Genomic DNA, 17,968 nt, shown 5'->3' on the forward strand with positions numbered 1-17,968 from the left:
CCCGGCATCGAAAACGGCACCTCTCGCTTCACAGCTTCACGGCACCGCCTCAGCTGAGGGGGCCGCGCCAGGGAAAGGATTTTTCGTGCGACACCGTTCTTTGCTCATCCTCACCAGCGTGCTCACCACGGGAGCGCTCACCCTCACCGCCTGCGGTTCGCGCGACGAGGGCAAGGGCGGCGGCGACAACGCCGGCGGCACGACCACCGTCGTGATCGGTGTGGACGCCCCCCTCACCGGTTCGCTCTCCGCCCTGGGCCAGGGCATCAAGAACTCCGTGGACCTGGCGGTCCAGACCGCCAACAAGAACAAGGAAGTCCCGGGCGTCACCTTCAAGATCGAGGGCCTCGACGACCAGGCCGTCCCGGCCTCCGGCCAGGCCAACGCCACCAAGCTGGTCGGCAACAAGGACGTCGTCGGTGTCGTCGGCCCGCTGAACTCCGGCGTCTCCCAGCAGATGCAGGGCGTCTTCGCCGCCGCCAACCTGGCGCAGGTCTCCCCCGCCAACACCAACCCGTCGCTCTCCCAGGGCGACAACTGGGGCAAGGGCGACTTCAAGCGCCCCTTCAAGACCTACTTCCGTACCGCCGCCACCGACGTGGTCCAGGGCAAGTTCGCCGCCCAGTACCTCTTCAAGGACGCCGGCAAGAAGAAGGTCTTCGTCGTCGACGACAAGCAGACCTACGGCGCCGGCCTCGCCACGATCTTCTCCGACGAGTTCAAGCGCCTCGGCGGCCAGATCGTCGGCACCGACCACGTCACCGTGAAGGAGACCGACTTCTCCTCCACTGCCGACAAGGTCAAGGCCTCCGGCGCCGACTCCGTCTACTTCGGCGGCCAGTACCCCGAGGGCGGCCTGCTCTCCGACCAGATCAAGAAGACCGGCGCCAAGATCCCCACCATGGGCGGCGACGGCATCTACGACCCGGCCTTCATCAGCGCCTCGGGCGAGGCCAACGACGGTGACCTGGCCACCTCGATCGGCTACCCGGTCGAGAAGCTCCCGACCGCCAAGAAGTTCATCGAGGACTACAACGCGGCCGGCTTCAAGGACCCGTACGCGGCCTACGGCGGCTACTCCTACGACGCCGGCTGGGCCATCATCCAGGCCGTCAAGGCCGTCGTCGCCGCCAACGGCGGCAAGCTCCCGTCCGACGCCCGCGCCAAGGTCACCGAGGCCCTGGGCAAGGTCTCCTTCGACGGCGTGACCGGCAAGGTCTCCTTCGACGAGTACGGCGACACCACCAACAAGCAGCTCACGGTCTACAAGGTCCAGGGCGGCAAGTGGGTCGACGTCAAGAGCGACACCTTCAACCAGTAAGCACCGTCCCGGCCCCTGAGCCGGGAACCCCGCACGACCGCAACACCTGAACCAGCCCGCGCGAGGGCGCAAACAGCGCCCTCGCGCGGTGTCATATCCGACAAGCTCATCGGAGGCCCGCGGTGAACGAACTGCCGCAACAGCTGGCCAACGGTCTGGCCCTCGGTGCCCTCTATGGCCTCATCGCCATCGGGTACACCATGGTCTACGGCATCGTCCAGCTCATCAACTTCGCCCACGGCGAGATCTTCATGATCGGGGGCTTCGGCGCCCTCACCACCTACTCCGTTCTGCCGAGCGGAACGTCCCTGCTGGTGGCGATCCCGCTCATGATCGTCGGTGGCGCCATCGCCTCCGTGGCCGTCGCCACCGCCGCCGAACGGTTCGCCTACCGGCCGCTGCGCAACGCGCCCCGGCTCGCCCCGCTGATCACCGCGATCGGCCTGTCCATCGCGCTGCAGCAGCTGGTCTGGCAGTTCTACCCCGACGCCAAGAAGGCCGTCTCCTTCCCCGAGTTCCCGGGCGAGGCCTTCGAGATCACCAAGAACCTCTCGATCCAGCGCGCCGACCTCTTCGTCCTCGTCCTCGCCCCGCTGTGCATGCTCGCCCTCGGCCTCTTCGTCTCCAAGAGCCGCAGCGGCCGCGCCATGCAGGCCACCGCGCAGGACCCGGACACCGCGAAGCTGATGGGCATCAACACCGACCGCATCATCGTCATGGCCTTCGCCATCGGTGCCGCGTTCGCCGCCGTCGCCGCCGTCGCCTACGGCCTCGACAAGGGCCAGATCAACTTCGAGATGGGCTTCATCCTCGGCCTCAAGGCCTTCACCGCAGCCGTCCTCGGCGGCATCGGCAACATCTACGGCGCCATGGTCGGCGGCGTGGTCCTCGGCATAGCCGAGTCCCTCTCGATCGCCTACATCGAGGACATACCCGGCATGCACCAGCTCGGCGGCGGTGCCTGGTCCAACGTGTGGGCCTTCGTCCTCCTCATCGTCGTCCTCCTCGTGCGGCCCCAGGGCCTGCTCGGCGAGCGTGTCGCGGACAGGGCGTGAGCAGCATGACGACCGAGAACATCACCGCTCCCGCGGCCGAGACCCCGGCCAAGGCCACCGGACTGCTCTGGACGACCGTCGCCGGCTCCGTCGCGACCGTCGCCTCCGCCTTCCTCGCCTGGACGTGGACCGCCGAGTTCCCCGGCGACCTCACGATCTACGGCAACCCCGCCCCGCTCCAGCTGCTCACGCTCGTCGGAGCCGTACTCACCGGCCTGCACGCGCTCTCCGCGCTGGGCATCAAGGGCCTCGGCTGGCTGACCCCGACGGGCGCCCGCAAGCCCCTGTGGATCCTCGCCCTCGGCACCTTCGCCACCACCCTCTTCACGGCGATCGCGATCATCGTGGAACTGGGCCACCTGGTGGACCTGGAGCCCGGTGCCGTCGTCGCCGTCGTGGCCGCCGCCGTTCCGGCGATCGCCGCCTTCAAGCTGACCGACGACACCCGCAAGGCGGCCCCCGCCAAGCAGCTGCCGTCCTGGGCCGAGATCCTGATCATCGTCGCCGTCTTCACCGTCGGCCTCCTCGTGGTCACCTTCGGCATCGACACCGACGACAACGAGCCGCAGCTCTTCGTCGCGTACCTGATCCTCGTCGGCTTCTCCGCCACGGCGCTGGTCAAGTCCGGGCTCACCACCCGCCTCTCGCAGATCACCGCGCGCAACCGACAGGTCACGATCACCGCCAGCCTCGTCATGGCGATCGCCTTCCCGTTCCTCCAGCAGAGCGGCGACACGTACACGCTGATCGCGGTCAACATCCTGATCTTCGCGACCGTCGCCCTCGGCCTGAACATCGTCGTCGGCCTCGCGGGCCTGCTCGACCTCGGTTACGTGGCCTTCCTCGGCGTCGGCGCGTACACCGCGGCCCTGGTCTCCGGAGCCACCTCCTCCGCCTTCGGCGTCCAGTTCCCCTTCTGGGCCTCGGCCCTCACCGGCATGGCCGCCTCGCTGGTCTTCGGAGTCGTCATCGGCGCCCCGACCCTGCGGCTCCGCGGCGACTACCTCGCCATCGTGACCCTCGGCTTCGGTGAGATCTTCCGCATCGCCATGGGCAACCTGGACGGCACCTCGGGCCCGCAGATCACCAACGGCCCGAACGGCATCCCGAACATCCCGCAGCTGGAGTTCTTCGGATACAACTTCGGCGAGTCCCACACCGTGTTCGGCATCGAACTCGGCGCCTACGCCAACTACTACCTGCTCATGATCCTCATCATGGCGCTGGTCGTGATCGTCTTCTCCCGTGCGGGCAACAGCCGCATCGGCCGGGCCTGGGTCGCCATCCGCGAGGACGAGACCGCCGCCACCGCCATGGGCATCAACGGCTTCCGGGTCAAGCTCGTCGCCTTCGCCCTCGGCGCGTCCCTGGCCGGCCTCGCGGGCACGGTACAGGCACACGTCAACACCACCGTGGTCCCCGAGAACTACGTGTTCGCCGGCCCCGTCCCGCCGAACTCCGCGTTCCTGCTCGCGGCCGTCATCCTCGGCGGCATGGGCACGATCACCGGTCCCATCGTCGGCTCCGCGCTCCTCTTCCTGATCCCGGCCAAGCTGTCGTTCCTCCAGGACTACCAGCTGCTCGGCTTCGGCATCGCGCTGATCCTGCTGATGCGCTTCCGCCCCGAGGGCCTCATCGCCAACAAGCGGGCACGGCTGGAATTCCACGAGAACGACGAACAGCCCGACGTACCGGAGCAGCGGCAGTCCGCGGAAGCGGACGCGGCAACCGCCGCCGGCACGGCGAAGGCAGGGGCGTGAACGGCATGACGACGACCACCACCACCGAGACCGGCGGCACCGAGACCGCCACGGCGGCCACCGTCCTCAACGCCAGCGGTGTCACCATGCGCTTCGGCGGCCTGACCGCCGTGCGCGGAGTCGACCTGACCGTCCGCGAGGGCGAGATCGTCGGTCTGATCGGCCCCAACGGCGCCGGCAAGACGACCTTCTTCAACTGCCTGACCGGTCTGTACGTGCCCACCGAGGGCCAGGTCACCTACAAGGGCACGGTCCTCCCGCCCAAGCCGCACCTGGTCACCCAGGCCGGCATCGCCCGTACCTTCCAGAACATCCGCCTCTTCTCCAACATGACGGTCCTGGAGAACGTCCTCGTCGGACGGCACACCCGGACCAAGGAGGGCCTGTGGTCCGCGCTGCTGCGCGGCCCCGGCTTCAAGCGCGCGGAGGCCGCCTCCCGCGAACGGGCCATGGAACTCCTGGAGTTCGTCGGCCTGGCGAACAAGGCGGAGCACCTGGCGCGCAACCTGCCGTACGGCGAGCAGCGCAAGCTGGAGATCGCCCGCGCGCTCGCCAGCGACCCCGGTCTGCTGCTGCTCGACGAGCCGACGGCCGGCATGAACCAGGCCGAGACCCGCACCACCGAGGAGCTCGTCTTCGCGATCCGCGACCGCGGCATCGCCGTCCTGGTCATCGAGCACGACATGAAGTTCATCTTCAAGCTGTGCGACCGGGTGGCCGTCCTCGTCCAGGGCGAGAAGCTCGTCGAGGGCACGGCCGAGGTCGTCCAGGGCGACGAGCGCGTCGTGGCCGCCTACCTGGGCACGCCGTACGAGGACGCGCCCGGCGCGGCCGAGGTCGCGGAGGTCGAGGCGGCGGAGGCCCACGCGGCCGCGGAGCACGCGGAGGAGGCGGCCGTGGAGGCGGAGGCCACCGAGAGCGCCGCGGAGGCCGAGACCGAGGCCGCCGAGGAGGCGGACGCCGCTGAGGCGGACGCCGCCGCCGAGACCGAGGAGGCCGAGGCCGACGCGTCCGAGGACACCCCGGCTGACGACTCGGACGAGGCGGACGGCGCGGACAGCACCCCCGCGGGCGACGCCGACGCGGCCCCGGCCGCCGACGCCGCCGCCGACACCGCGGACAGCACCACCCCCGAAGGAGACTCCAAGTGACCGCACTCCTCGAAGTCGAGGACCTCAGGGTCGCCTACGGCAAGATCGAGGCCGTCAAGGGCATCTCCTTCTCCGTCGAGGCCGGCCAGGTCGTCGCCCTGATCGGCACCAACGGCGCCGGCAAGACCACCACCCTGCGGACCCTGTCCGGGCTCATCAAGCCCACCGCGGGCAAGATCACCTTCGACGGCGAGGTCATCAACGACGTCCCCGCCCACAAGGTGGTCGCCCGGGGCCTCGCCCACTCCCCCGAGGGCCGGCACATCTTCCCCCGGCTCACCATCGCCGAGAACCTCCAGCTGGGCGCCTTCCTGCGCAGCGACAAGGACGGCATCGAGCGGGACGTACAGCGGGCCTACGACCTCTTCCCGATCCTGGGCGAGCGTCGCAAGCAGGCGGCGGGCACGCTCTCCGGCGGTGAGCAGCAGATGCTGGCGATGGGCCGGGCGCTGATGTCCCAGCCCAAGCTGCTGATGCTCGACGAGCCGTCGATGGGCCTCTCCCCGATCATGATGCAGAAGATCATGGAGACCATCGCCACGCTGAAGTCCGAGGGCATGACGATCCTGCTCATCGAGCAGAACGCGCAGGCTGCCCTGTCCCTCGCGGACTACGGCTACGTCCTCGAGGTCGGCAAGATCAAGCTGGACGGCACCGGCCGGGACCTGCTCGTGAACGACGACGTGCGCAAGACGTACCTCGGCGAGGAGTAGGCGTCCGCCAAGAACGAAGGCCCGCCCCACGACGACGTGGGGCGGGCCTTCTCGTACGTACGCGTACGCGGACGCCTACTGCTCCTTGGCCTTCGCGGCCTTCTTCTCCTCGGCGTCCTCGATGACCGCCTCGGCGACCTGCTGCATCGAGAGGCGCCGGTCCATCGACGTCTTCTGGATCCAGCGGAACGCGGCCGGCTCAGTCAGCCCGTACTGCGTCTGCAGGATCGACTTCGCACGGTCGACCAGCTTGCGGGTCTCCAGGCGCTGGCTGAGGTCGGCGACCTCCTGCTCCAGGGCCCGCAGCTCGGCGAAGCGGGAGACGGCCATCTCGATGGCCGGCACGACGTCGCTCTTGCTGAACGGCTTGACCAGGTACGCCATGGCACCGGCGTCCCGCGCGCGCTCGACGAGCTCGCGCTGGGAGAAGGCGGTGAGCATGAGGACCGGGGCGATGGACTCGGCGGCGATCTGCTCGGCCGCCGAGATGCCGTCGAGGACCGGCATCTTCACATCGAGGATGACGAGGTCGGGCCGGTGCTCCCTGGCCAGCTCCACGGCCCGCTGTCCGTCACCGGCCTCGCCGACGACCGTGTAGCCCTCCTCCTCCAGCATCTCCTTGAGATCGAGGCGAATGAGGGCCTCGTCCTCGGCGATGACGACACGGGTCGTCAGCGGCGGGACGTGGGACGCGGCGTCTACGTCGGCGGCGGGCTGGGGCGACTCGGGGGCGGTCACGCGGGCTCCTCTTTGCGGGGCAGATCTGCTGCTGGGAAAAGCCTACCTAGCTGACCAGTGGGTCTGGCACCGGGTAGACTTCGATGGCCTTGCCTGCCGGGTTGGTGGAATGGCATACACGGATGTCTCAAACACATCTGCCCGTGAGGGCTTGCGGGTTCGAGTCCCGCACCCGGCACAGCCAGAGAAAGCGGAGGATCACGTTCGCGTGATCCTCCGCTTTTCGCTACACGTAGCCACACATAGTCACGCAGAGTGGCCGCATGCACTTCCATGGAACAGAAGTACGGCAGCGGGCACTGACCCTCCTGCGCGGCGGCGCGAAGAACGCCGACGTCGCCCGGAAGCTCAACGTTCCGCTTGGGACCATCGGCTACTGGAAGCACGAAGACCGTGCGAAACGCGGGGAATGCCCGGGAAGGCGGGCGCCTCAGTGTCCACGGTGCGACGGGCGCGAGCTCGACGAAGTCGCGTACGCCTACCTGCTCGGGCTCTACTTCGGCGACGGGCACATCGTTCAGCATCGCGCGATGCGGGCCCCAAGCCTCTCCGTCTCCTGCACCGACACCTGGCCGGGGCTCATCGAGGCGTGCGCGCAAGCCATGCAGTCAGTCCTGCCCAGCAATCGCGTGACGAAAGTCCAGAGGCAGGGGTGCCTGGAGGTCAAGATCTACTCCATGCACCTACGATGTCTCTTCCCACAGCACGGGCCCGGCAAGAAACACGAACGGCGCATCGCCCTCGAACCGTGGCAGCAGGTGATCGTCGACGCACACCCCTGGGAGTTCATCCGCGGGCTCATCCACTCCGACGGGTGCCGGCTCACGAACTGGACGACCCGGCTCATCGGCGGCGAGCGCAAGCGCTACGAGTACCCCCGGTACTTCTTCACCAACGCCTCCGACGACATCCGGCAGCTCTACACCGACACCCTCGACCAGCTCGGCGTCGAGTGGACGCACTGCACCAGGAACGGGAAGCCGTACAACATCTCCGTCGCCCGCAAAGCCTCCGTCGCCCTCATGGACGCCCACGTCGGCCCCAAGTACTGACTGCCGTCAGCCCGTCACCGGATCCCCGACGTGGTGGACCCGGACCAGGTTCGTCGAGCCCGCGACGCCCGGCGGGGAGCCGGCTGTGATGACCACGATGTCGCCCTTGCGGCAGCGGCCGAGTCGCAGGAGTTCCTCGTCCACCTGGGCGACCATGGCGTCGGTCGAGTCGACGTGCGGGCCGAGGAAGGTCTCGACGCCCCAGGTGAGGTTGAGCTGGGAGCGGGTGGCCGGGTCGGGGGTGAAGGCGAGCAGGGGGATCGGGGAGCGGTAGCGGGAGAGGCGTTTGACGGTGTCGCCGGACTGGGTGAAGGCGACGAGGAACTTGGCGCCGAGGAAGTCGCCGATCTCGGCGGCTGCGCGGGCCACGGCGCCGCCCTGGGTGCGGGGCTTGTTGCGGTCGGTCAGGGGCGGCAGGCCCTTGGCGAGGATGTCTTCCTCTGCGGCTTCGACGATGCGGCTCATGGTGCGCACGGTCTCGATGGGGTACTTGCCGACGCTGGTCTCGCCGGAGAGCATGACGGCGTCGGTGCCGTCGATGACGGCGTTGGCGACGTCGCTGGCCTCGGCGCGGGTGGGGCGGGAGTTGTCGATCATCGAGTCGAGCATCTGGGTGGCGACGATGACCGGCTTGGCGTTCCGCTTGGCGAGTTTGACGGCTCGCTTCTGCACGATCGGTACCTGTTCCAGGGGCATCTCGACGCCGAGGTCGCCGCGGGCGACCATGATGCCGTCGAAGGCGGCGACGATCTCGTCGATGTTCTCGACGGCCTGCGGTTTCTCGATCTTGGCGATGACGGGGATCCGGCGGCCTTCTTCGTCCATGATGCGGTGGACGTCGTCGATGTCCCGGGCGTTGCGGACGAAGGAGAGGGCGATGACGTCGGCGCCGGTGCGCAGGGCCCAGCGCAGGTCTTCGACGTCCTTCTCGGAGAGGGCGGGGACGGAGACGGCGACTCCGGGCAGGTTGAGGCCCTTGTTGTCGGAGACGAGGCCGCCTTCGATGACGAGGGTGTGGACGTGGGGGCCTTCGACGGCGGTCACTTCGAGGGTGACGCGGCCGTCGTCGACGAGGATGCGTTCGCCGGTGGTGACGTCTGCGGCGAGTCCGGCGTAGGTGGTGCCGCAGCGGTGGCGGTCGCCTTGCGTGGGCTCGACGGTGATGGTGAACTCGTCGCCGCGTTCAAGCAGTACGGGACCTTCGCGGAAGCGGCCGAGGCGGATCTTCGGGCCTTGAAGGTCGGCGAGGACGCCGACGCTTCGGCCGGTTTCCTCGGCGGCCTTGCGGACGTGCCGGTAGCGCTCCTCGTGTTCGGCGTAGCCGCCGTGGCTGAGGTTGAATCGGGCCACGTCCATTCCGGCCTCGATCAACGCTTTGATCTGGTCGTATGTTTCTGTGGCGGGCCCAAGGGTACAGACGATTTTTGCTCGGCGCATAAGGCGAGACTAGGGCTTACCGGCGGGTAGCGAAGGGGCCCGGCATGACGACTCAACAACCTTTCCGTGAAAGGTTGTTGACAAGACTTGAATTTGTGCGGGCTATTGCTCCAATGAGCGGGTTACGGGCCGAAAAGCAGTTCGTCTCAGACTCCGGTCAGAGTGCGGGCGGGGACATCACGAAGCGCGCCGCGACCTCCGCCGTGACGGTCTGCCGCTGCGGTTCCAGGTCCAACGGGGCGGGTGATTCCACGGCCTCGGCCGCGAAGGCCATCCGCGTTCCGCCGACCGGCGCCGGCATGCCGGGCGCGAGCCCCGTGTCGGAGAGTTCGAGCAGCGCGACGAGCGACGAGCCGAGCGCCTCCGCGTACTCCCGGGCCCGGCGCACCGCCTCCTTCACCGCCTGGCGGCGCGCCTCGGCGTGCGCCGGGGAGTCCGGGCTCAGCGCCCACCAGGGGCCGTCGACCCGGGTCCACTCCAGGTCGGCGAGGCGGGTGGTGAGCTCGCCGAGTGCGGTGAAGTCGGTCAGTTCGGCCGAGAGGTGGACCCAGCCCTGGTAGCCGCGGACGCGTTCGCCGCGGCCGTGCCGGGCCGGTTCGGGGGTGACGGAGAGGGCGCCTGTCTCCAGGTTGGCGACGGCGTCGCCGTACGACTTGACCAGGGCGATCGCGTCGGCGTTACGGCTCGTCAGGGCGGCGAGCACCGTGGTCCGGTCGGTGCCGCGGGCCCGTACCGCCACGCCGATCCGGGCGAGCTCGGGGTCGACCTCCAGGCGGCCTTCGCCGCGGACGGTGACCTGGGGCGCCTCGGGGGTGGGGTGCGGCTGTGTCATACCGAACACTTTCCCACTCCGTAACCCGAAAGGGCTGTTGCGACAGTGCCGTCTGAGCCAGAATCTACGCGCGTTGTGCGCCATGGCAGGCGCCGAACCAAGGGGAGAAACACATGCCGCTGAACCGCCGGGCCTTCCTTGAGAGCTCCGTCGTCGTCGGAGCCGGAGCCGCTCTCGCCACCGGGGCCGTCGCCGCCCCCGCCGAGGCCCGTGAAGCCCGCCCCCGGCCGGCCAAGCGGTACTCGTTCACCGTGATGGGCACCACCGACCTGCACGGAAACGTGTTCAACTGGGACTACTTCACCGACAAGGAGTTCGACGACAAGGCGCACAACGACGTCGGCCTCGCCAAGATCTCCACCCTGGTCAACCAGGTCCGCGCGGAGAAGGGCGAGGAGAACACGCTCCTCATCGACGCCGGCGACACCATCCAGGGCACCCAGCTGTCCTACTACTACGCCAAGGTCGACCCGATCACCCAGGCCGGCGGCCCGGTCCACCCGATGGCCCAGGCCATGAACGCCATCGGCTACGACGCCGCGGCGCTCGGCAACCACGAGTTCAACTACGGCATCCCGGTGCTCCGCAAGTTCCAGGAGCAGCTCGACTTCCCGCTGCTCGGCGCCAACGCGCTCGACGCGAAGACGCTGCGGCCGGCCTTCCCGCCGTACAGCCTGCACTGTCTGCGTACCCCGCACGGCCGGGACGTCACGGTCGCCGTGCTGGGTCTGACCAACCCCGGCATCGCGATCTGGGACAAGAACAACGTCAGCGGCAGGATGGTCTTCCCCGGTCTGGAGGAGCAGGCGGCGAAGTGGGTGCCGAAGCTGCGTTCGATGGGTGCCGACGTGGTGGTCGTGGCCGCCCACTCGGGTTCCAGCGGCACCTCCTCGTACGGTGACCAGCTGCCGTACATCGAGAACGCGGCCGGGCTCGTCGCCGAGCAGGTGCCCGGCATCGACGCGATCCTCGTGGGCCACGCGCACACCGAGATCCCCGAGTACCGGGTGAAGAACAAGGAGACGGGCCGGGACGTCGTCCTGTCCGAGCCGCTCAAGTGGGGCCAGCGGCTCACCCTCTTCTCCTTCGACCTGGTGTGGGAGAAGGGCCGCTGGATCGTCGAGCGGGTCGGCGCGCAGGTCCTCAACTCCAACACGGTGGCGGAGGACCCGGAGATCACCGGGCTGCTCGCCGACGAGCACAAGAAGGTCGTCGCGTACGTCAACCAGGTCATCGGCACCTCGACCGCGGCCATGACCACGGCCGACGCGCCGTGGAAGGACGAGCCGATCATCGACCTGATCAACGTCGTCCAGGCCGAGACGGTGAAGGCAGCCCTGGCGGGCGGCGCCTACGCGAACCTGCCGGTGCTCTCGCAGGCCTCGTGCTTCTCGCGGACCGCCCGTATCCCGGCCGGGGAGATCTCCATCAAGGACGCCGCCGGGCTCTACCCCTTCGAGAACACCCTGGAGGCCCGTCTGATGACGGGCGCGCAGCTGAAGGACTACCTGGAGTACTCGGCGAAGTACTACGTCCAGACGCCGGCGGGCGCGCCCGTCGACACGGCGAAGCTGACCAACGCGGAGAACACCCCCGACTACAACTACGACGCCGTGTCGGGTCTGTCCTATGACATCGACATCGCCAAGCCGGCCGGCCGGCGGATCGCGAACCTGACCTTCGAGGGCAAGCCGCTCGACCCGGCGGCGCAGTTCGTGCTCGCGGTGAACAACTACCGGGCGAGCGGCGGCGGCGCGTTCCCGCACGTGGCCAAGGCGCAGCAGCTGTGGTCCAACTCGGACGAGATCCGCAACACGATCATCGGCTGGGTGAAGGCGAAGGGGACGGTCGACCCGTCCACCTTCGCGTCGGTGGGCTGGAAGCTGACCCGGGACGGCGTGCCGGTGTTCTAGGCCTCAGACGATCTGTGTGAGGGGCGTCAGCTTCCGGTCCTGGGCCGGGATGCTCGGCGCCTCTCGCGCGTTGTGCTCGTTCAGGCCGAAGCTGGTGAAGGCGGTGCGGCGCGGCAGCGGGTACGGCTCCTTGCCGGTGACCGCGTTGAGGATGACCGCGCTGCGCCAGGCGGCGAGGCCGAGGTCGGGGGCGCCGACGCCGTGGGTGTGGCGCTCGGCGTTCTGGACGTGGACGGCGCCGGTGACGGAGTCGTCGAGGACGAGGCGGTAGTCGGCGTCGATGCGGGGCCGGCCGGCGGCGTCGTGGCGCATGTACGGGTCGAGGCCGGCCAGCATCCGGTCGACCGGGCGCTCGCGGTAGCCGGTGGCGAGGACGACGGCGTCGGTGGTCAGGCGGGAGCGGGTGGACTGCTGGACGTGTTCGAGGTGCAGCTCGATCCGTGTGGTGGCGACCCGGCCGGCGGTGCGGACCCGTACGCCGGGGGTGAGGACGGCGTCGGGCCAGCCGCCGTGCATGCTGCGGCGGTAGAGCTCGTCGTGGATCGCGGCCATCGTCTCGGCGTCGATGCCCTTGTGGAGCTGCCACTGGCGGGGCATGAGTTCGCTGCGGACGCGTTCGGGCAGGGCGTGGAAGTAGCGGGTGTAGTCGGGGGTGAAGTGCTCCAGGCCGAGCTTGGAGTACTCCATGGGGGCGAACGCCTCGGTGCGGGCCAGCCAGTGGATGCGCTCCTTGCCGGCGGGGCGGGCGCGCAGCAGGTCGAGGAAGACCTCGGCGCCGGACTGCCCGGAGCCGATGACGGTGACGTGGTCGGCGGCGAGCAGCGTCTCGCGGTGCGCGAGGTAGTCCGCGGAGTGGATCACCGGCACGCCGGGGACGTCGGCGAGCGGGCGGAGCGGCTCGGGGACGTAGGGCTCGGTGCCGACGCCGAGGACGACGTTGCGGGTGTACGAGCGGCCGAGCGCGGCGGCCTCGCCGTCGGCGTCGAGCTGGGTGAAGTCGACCTCGAACAGGCGCCGTTCGGGGTTCCAGCGGACGGAGTCGACCTGGTGGCCGAAGTGCAGGCCGGGGAGGAGTTCGCTGACCCAGCGGCAGTAGGCGTCGTACTCGGCGCGCTGGATGTGGAACTTCTCGGCGAAGTAGAAGGGGAAGAGCCGGTCGCGGGAGCGGAGGTAGTTGAGGAAGCTCCAGGGGCTGGCCGGGTCGGCGAGGGTCACCAGGTCGGCCAGGAAGGGGACTTGGAGGGTGGCGCCCTCGATGAGGAGGCCGGGGTGCCAGTGGAAGGCGGGCCGCTGCTCGTAGAAGGCGGTGGCGAGGCCGCCGGGGATGCCGTGGGCGAGGGCGGCGAGGGAGAGGTTGAACGGGCCGATGCCGACGCCCACCAGGTCGTACGGGCGGTCGAGGTCGCGCTGGGGGGCGGTGGTGTGGTCTTCGGTGGGGCCGGTGGTGCCGGTGCTGCCCGTCATCGGTCGGTGCTGCCTTCCACGAGGGTGATGATCTCTGCCAGGTCGCCGGGGGTGGCGTGGGGGTTGAGCAGGGTGGCCTTCAGCCACAGCCGGCCGTCGGCGGCGGCCCGGCCGAGCACGGCGCGGCCCTGGGTGAGCAGGGTGCGGCGGATCGTGGCGACGGCGGTGTCGGGTGCGTCGTAGGGGCGGAACAGGACGGTCGTGAGGGTGGGGCGGGCGTAGAGCTCCAGGCCGGGGGCTTTTTCGACCAGGTCGGCGAGGTGTCCGGCGAGGTCCATGCACGCGTCGACGAGCTCGCCGAGCCCCTCGCGGCCGAGGGCGCGGAGGGTGACGGCGGTCTTCAGGACGTCGGGGCGGCGGGTGGTGCGCAGCGAGCGGCCGAGGAGGTCGGGGAGGCCGGCCTCGGTGTCGTCGTCCGCGTTGAGGTAGTCGGCGGTGTGGGTCAGTGCGGCGAGGTCGGCGCCGTCCCGTACGGCGAGCAGTCCCGCGGCGGCCGGCTGCCAGCCCAGTTTGTGCAGGTCGATCGTGACGGTGCGGGCCCGGTCGAGCCCGGCGAGGAGGCGGCGGTGGGTGTCGCTGAAGAGGAGGGGGCCGCCGTAGGCGGCGTCGACGTGGAGGTCGGCGTTGCCGTGTGCGGCGCAGAGGTCGGCGATCTCCGGGAGCGGGTCGATCAGTCCGGCGTCGGTGGTGCCGGCGGTCGCGGCGACGAGGAGGGGGCCGGGGAGGTCGGTGAGTGCCTCGTCGAGGGCGACCGGGTCCATGACGCCGCCCGGCGCGGGGACGACGACGGGCTCGGGGAGGCCGAGCAGCCAGGCGGCGCGGTGGAAGGAGTGGTGGGCGTTGGCGCCGACGAGGGTCTGCACGGTGCCGTGGTGGGCGTGGCGCTCGCGTGCGAGGAGCAGGGCGAGCTGGTTGGACTCGGTGCCGCCGGTGGTGACGAGCGCGTCGGGTGCGGGTGCGTCCGGGTAGGCCTCGGTGGCGAGCGTCGCTGTCACGAGCGCTTCGAGGGCGGAGGCCGCCGGGGCCTGGTCCCACGAGTCCATGGAGGGGTTGAGCGCGGAGGCGGCGAGGTCGGCGGCGGCGGAGAGGGCGAGGGGCGGGGTGTGCAGGTGTGCGGCGCACAGGGGGTGTGCGGGGTCGGCGGCGCCGGCGGCGAGGGTGTGGACGAGGGTGCGGAGGGATTCTTCGGCGCCGGTGCCGGTGTCGGGGAGCACGGGGCCGAGGGCCTCCCGCACCTGGCCCGCGACCCCTTCCGGCCCGCCGGCCGGGAGCGGCCCGCCGCGCTGCTGCGCGCCGGCGGCGAGGGCGTCGAGGACGACGGGCAGCAGGGACCGGAGGGCGTCGGGCCCGGAGAGGCCTCCGGCGAGGGGTTCGGCACGCATGGACGACAGGGTGCCGGGGGTTGTCGGGGCTTGTCCGGGGAGTCGGGTCCTGTGACCCGAACGAGGGACGGCGGGTGGACGGGACGGGCGGGTGCGGCCCGGTGACGGACGGCGGCGGGTCAGGTCGCTTCCAGGCGCCCGCGTCAGGTCACCTCCAGGTTCGCCATCATGCCCATGTCCTCGTGTTCCGCGTTGTGGCAGTGGAAGAGGTAGCGGCCGCGGTAGGCGTCGAAGCGGGTGAGGATCTCGGCCGATTCGCCGGGGCGCAGGGAGACGGTGTCCTTGAGGCCGGCGTCGTGCGGGAGTGGGGGTCTGCCGCCGCGGGAGAGGATGCGGAAGCCGGTGAGGTGGAGGTGGACGGGGTGGTGGACGTCGGCGACGAGGCGCCAGAGTTCGGTGTCGCCGTGGCGGACGGTGACGTCGGTGCGGGTGGGGTCGAAGGGGCGGCCGCCGATGAGCCAGCCGTGGGTGCCGTCCTCGCCCATGCGTCCGGCGCGGAAGGCGAAGTCGCGGACGCGGGCGGCGTCTTCGCGGCGCCAGGCGGGCAGGTCGGTGGAGAGGACGCGCGGGACGCGGCTGTCGTCGGCGGCCTTGCGGGCGATGCGGAAGGCCATGACGTCCCGGGTGCGGCCGGAGCCCAGGCGGTTGACGAGCCGGATGAGGGTGCCGACCGGCATGCGGGAGAAGTCGACGACCAGGTCGTAGCGTTCGGCCGGGGCCAGGGGCAGGGTGCGGAGGGTGACCGGGGCTGCCAGGAGGCCCTGGTCGGCGCCGATCTGGACGAAGTCGTACGCGCGGCCGTCACCGGCGTCTTCGAAGGCGAGCTCGTAGTGCCGGGCGTTCGACGCGTTGAGGAGGCGCAGCCGGTAGCGGGCCGCGTCGACCTCGTGGACGGGCCAGGGCGCGCCGTTGACGAGGATGACGTCGCCGAGGACGCCCGCGAGGTACGGCTCGCGGACGCCGGGGTGCCTCCGCAGGGTCGGGTCGAGGGAGGGGTAGTCGAGGCTGCCGTCTTCGGCGAAGGCGCGGTCGGCGATCATCAGGGGCAGTTCGCGGGGGCCGGCGGGGAGGCCGAGGGCGTCCTCGGCGTCGTCGCGCACGATGTGCAGGCCGGCGAGGCCGCGCCAGATCGCGGGGGCGGTGAAGTCCATCCGGTGGTCGTGGTACCAGAGCAGCGCCGGGCGCTGGTCGAGCGGGAAGGTGTAGTCGCGGGTGACCTCGGTGGTGACCGCGCGCGGGTCGTGCATGCTCGTGCCGTGGTCCGGCATCCCGTGGCCCGGCGTGCCGTGGCCGCCCCTGTGCATGCCCGCCGCCTGCCAGCCCTTCGGGACGACGAGGTCCGTCGGGTAGCCGTCGGACGCCGCCGGGGTGCGCCCGCCGTGCAGGTGGACGACCGTCGGCACCGGGAGTTCGTTGCGGTGGGTCACGGTGACGGGCCGGCCCCGGCGTGACTCGATCGTCGGACCGGGGAAGGTGCCCCCGTACGTCCACAGTGGTGTCCGGACGCCGGGCAGGAGCTCCGCCGTGACCTCGCGCTGGGTGATCGCGTACCGGTCGACTCCGCCCGCGCGGCTGACCGGCGCGAGCACGGACGGCAGCGGCAGCGGCACCTGGAAGGGGCGCGGGAGCGGTACGGCGCTGCGGAGTTCGGCTCCGGTGGCCGCGGGGTGGCGGGACAGCGCGGCCGCGGCCGACAGACCGGTGACGGCCATCGCTCCCAGCGCGCCGCCGATGCCGAGTATCCGGCGCCGGCTCATGCCTTCACGCATCGGCGGTCTCCTGCCGTACGAGCGGCCGCGCCCACGCCGCGACGAACAGCAGGGCGGCGGCCACGATGGTGAACACGCCGAGGGGGATGTGCAGCCAGAGCGCGCCGCCCGTCCCGGCGAAGTACTGCACCGTCTCGGCCACCGCAAGGGCGAGGGTGACGAGGAACGGCCAGGACCGGCGCAGCCGCACCCACAGCACGGTGGCCACGGCCAGCTGGACCAGGCACAGCGAGGTGACGACGTTCGCGCCGGTCTCGTGCAGGCCCAGGCCGTCGTAGTCACCGCTCAGGTACACGCCCGCGAAGACCGGCTGCGCGAGGATCGCCGTCACGTGCGCCGTGACGGCCCCTCGCCACACACCTCGAACCATGAGTCGCCCCCTCTTGTGCGCTTCCCTGCGGACTCCTCGACGCTATGAGCCGAGCGATATCCTGTCCAAGATCAATATTGCTATGGCGCTATGCCTCGGGGGGCATGATGGATCTCCACGCACTCCGCCAGTTCGTCGTCGTCGCGCGCCTGGAGCACCTGAGCCACGCCGCCGAGGAACTCCGGGTCGCGCAGCCCTCGTTGAGCCGTACGATCGCGCGTCTGGAGCACGAGCTCGGCACGCCGCTGTTCGACCGGGCCGGGCGGCTGCGGCTGAACGACGCCGGGCGGCTCTTCCTCGGCCATGTCGAGCGCGCTCTCGGCGAGCTCGACGCGGGGCGGCGGACGCTGGCCGAGCGGGCGGGCGAGGGGTTCGGCACCGTACGGCTCGCGTCGGAGACGTTCCTGACCCTGACGGGTCCGCTGGCGGCCTTCAAGCGGGCCCATCCGTCCGTCGAGGTCGAGCTGCACCAGCTGGAGGCCGAGGACATGGCCCGCCGGCTGCGCGCGCAGGAGGTGGACCTGTGCGTGGCCTCGCAGCCGGTGCCGACCGACGGTCTGGAGGCGGTGCGGCTGCTCGACGAGCCGGTGTGGGTGATCACCCCGCTCGACCATCACCTCGCGCCGCTCGCGGAGCGCGGCCCGGTCGCCGTCGCCGACCTCGCCGACGAGCCGTTCGTCACCACCCGCGCGGGCCACTGGCAGCGCCGGCTCCTGGACCGGCTGTTCTCCGGGCACGGCCTGCCCGCCCCGCGGATCGTCTGCGAGGGCGACGAGCCCAGCGCCACCGCGATCCTGGTGGCCGCCGGGCTCGGCATCGCCCTCATCCCGGACATGGCCCGCCGCAGCGCCACCCGCGCCCCGGTCGCCTGGCTCCGCGTCGACAGCCCGGACTGTCTGCGCACGCTCACCCTGCTCCGCGGCGCCTCCACCCGGCCGACGAGCGCGGCGCGCCTGCTGCACGCCACGCTCACCGGCTGGGACTGGACGGCCGGGCCGGTCTAGCCGGCCC

General features: G+C 70.6%; 15 protein-coding genes and 1 tRNA gene. 9 read left to right on the forward strand and 7 right to left on the reverse strand.

All coding sequences use genetic code 11. From position 1 onward, the window contains the following. The first annotated feature begins 85 nt into the window (after window positions 1-85). From ACIRSU_RS28805 to ACIRSU_RS28825, 5 genes are all read left to right on the forward strand, one after another. Window positions 86-1,321, forward strand: a complete 1,236-nt coding sequence (locus tag ACIRSU_RS28805) for a branched-chain amino acid ABC transporter substrate-binding protein (RefSeq protein WP_403798026.1) — start codon at window positions 86-88, stop codon at window positions 1,319-1,321. Window positions 1,322-1,443: 122 nt separating this feature from the next. Beyond that, window positions 1,444-2,376 (forward strand): branched-chain amino acid ABC transporter permease, encoded by a 933-nt coding sequence (locus tag ACIRSU_RS28810; protein ID WP_403798029.1) that lies wholly within the window; start codon window positions 1,444-1,446, stop codon window positions 2,374-2,376. A 5-nt stretch (window positions 2,377-2,381) separates the two neighbouring features. Further along, window positions 2,382-4,136, forward strand: coding sequence for a branched-chain amino acid ABC transporter permease (locus ACIRSU_RS28815; protein WP_403798032.1), 1,755 nt, complete (start codon window positions 2,382-2,384; stop codon window positions 4,134-4,136). A gap of 5 nt (window positions 4,137-4,141) precedes the next feature. Continuing rightward, complete coding sequence (locus tag ACIRSU_RS28820; protein ID WP_403798034.1) at window positions 4,142-5,287, forward strand: ABC transporter ATP-binding protein; 1,146 nt, start codon at window positions 4,142-4,144, stop codon at window positions 5,285-5,287. Next, the gene (locus ACIRSU_RS28825; protein ID WP_403798036.1) at window positions 5,284-6,000 is read left to right on the forward strand and encodes an ABC transporter ATP-binding protein; all 717 of its coding nucleotides are present in this window, start codon (window positions 5,284-5,286) and stop codon (window positions 5,998-6,000) included. The genes ACIRSU_RS28820 and ACIRSU_RS28825 overlap by 4 nt, the downstream gene beginning before the upstream one ends. Before the next feature lie 75 nt (window positions 6,001-6,075). Here ACIRSU_RS28825 and ACIRSU_RS28830 read toward each other — a convergent pair whose 3' ends face one another. Next, on the reverse strand, window positions 6,076-6,738 hold the full coding sequence (locus ACIRSU_RS28830; protein WP_403798039.1) for an ANTAR domain-containing response regulator: 663 nt from the start codon (window positions 6,736-6,738) through the stop codon (window positions 6,076-6,078). Between the two features lie 95 nt (window positions 6,739-6,833). Here ACIRSU_RS28830 and ACIRSU_RS28835 point away from each other — a divergent pair. Then, window positions 6,834-6,916 (forward strand) — tRNA-Leu (locus tag ACIRSU_RS28835). Between the two features lie 85 nt (window positions 6,917-7,001). After that, window positions 7,002-7,790, forward strand: a complete 789-nt coding sequence (locus ACIRSU_RS28840) for a helix-turn-helix domain-containing protein (protein ID WP_403798042.1) — start codon at window positions 7,002-7,004, stop codon at window positions 7,788-7,790. 6 nt (window positions 7,791-7,796) lie between these two features. Here ACIRSU_RS28840 and pyk read toward each other — a convergent pair whose 3' ends face one another. Both pyk and ACIRSU_RS28850 read right to left on the reverse strand, forming a co-directional pair. Further along, the gene (gene pyk, locus ACIRSU_RS28845; protein ID WP_403798045.1) at window positions 7,797-9,227 is read right to left on the reverse strand and encodes a pyruvate kinase; all 1,431 of its coding nucleotides are present in this window, start codon (window positions 9,225-9,227) and stop codon (window positions 7,797-7,799) included. A gap of 157 nt (window positions 9,228-9,384) precedes the next feature. Beyond that, window positions 9,385-10,059 (reverse strand): SIMPL domain-containing protein, encoded by a 675-nt coding sequence (locus ACIRSU_RS28850; protein ID WP_403798047.1) that lies wholly within the window; start codon window positions 10,057-10,059, stop codon window positions 9,385-9,387. Window positions 10,060-10,172: 113 nt separating this feature from the next. Between ACIRSU_RS28850 and ACIRSU_RS28855 the strand changes: the two genes are divergently transcribed. Continuing rightward, window positions 10,173-11,972 (forward strand): bifunctional metallophosphatase/5'-nucleotidase, encoded by a 1,800-nt coding sequence (locus ACIRSU_RS28855; protein WP_403798049.1) that lies wholly within the window; start codon window positions 10,173-10,175, stop codon window positions 11,970-11,972. A 3-nt stretch (window positions 11,973-11,975) separates the two neighbouring features. Here ACIRSU_RS28855 and ACIRSU_RS28860 read toward each other — a convergent pair whose 3' ends face one another. The 4 genes from ACIRSU_RS28860 to ACIRSU_RS28875 all read right to left on the reverse strand — a co-directional run bounded on the left by ACIRSU_RS28860 (window position 11,976) and on the right by ACIRSU_RS28875 (window position 16,945). After that, entirely contained in the window at window positions 11,976-13,436 is a 1,461-nt protein-coding gene (locus tag ACIRSU_RS28860) for a lysine N(6)-hydroxylase/L-ornithine N(5)-oxygenase family protein (protein ID WP_403798052.1), read from the reverse strand. Beyond that, complete coding sequence (locus ACIRSU_RS28865) at window positions 13,433-14,818, reverse strand: pyridoxal phosphate-dependent decarboxylase family protein (RefSeq protein ID WP_403798055.1); 1,386 nt, start codon at window positions 14,816-14,818, stop codon at window positions 13,433-13,435. Before ACIRSU_RS28865 ends, ACIRSU_RS28860 begins: the two co-directional genes overlap by 4 nt. Before the next feature lie 143 nt (window positions 14,819-14,961). Beyond that, the gene (locus ACIRSU_RS28870) at window positions 14,962-16,587 is read right to left on the reverse strand and encodes a multicopper oxidase family protein (RefSeq protein ID WP_403798058.1); all 1,626 of its coding nucleotides are present in this window, start codon (window positions 16,585-16,587) and stop codon (window positions 14,962-14,964) included. Continuing rightward, the gene (locus ACIRSU_RS28875) at window positions 16,580-16,945 is read right to left on the reverse strand and encodes a hypothetical protein (RefSeq protein ID WP_403798061.1); all 366 of its coding nucleotides are present in this window, start codon (window positions 16,943-16,945) and stop codon (window positions 16,580-16,582) included. The genes ACIRSU_RS28870 and ACIRSU_RS28875 overlap by 8 nt, the downstream gene beginning before the upstream one ends. A 116-nt stretch (window positions 16,946-17,061) precedes the next feature. On the opposite strand from ACIRSU_RS28875, the gene ACIRSU_RS28880 reads away from it, so the two are divergent. Beyond that, on the forward strand, window positions 17,062-17,961 hold the full coding sequence (locus ACIRSU_RS28880) for a LysR family transcriptional regulator (protein WP_403798064.1): 900 nt from the start codon (window positions 17,062-17,064) through the stop codon (window positions 17,959-17,961). Window positions 17,962-17,968 lie beyond the last annotated feature (7 nt).

The sequence above is a fragment of the Streptomyces sp. NPDC101160 genome, assembly GCF_044768205.1.
Classification (GTDB): Bacteria; Actinomycetota; Actinomycetes; order Streptomycetales; family Streptomycetaceae; genus Streptomyces.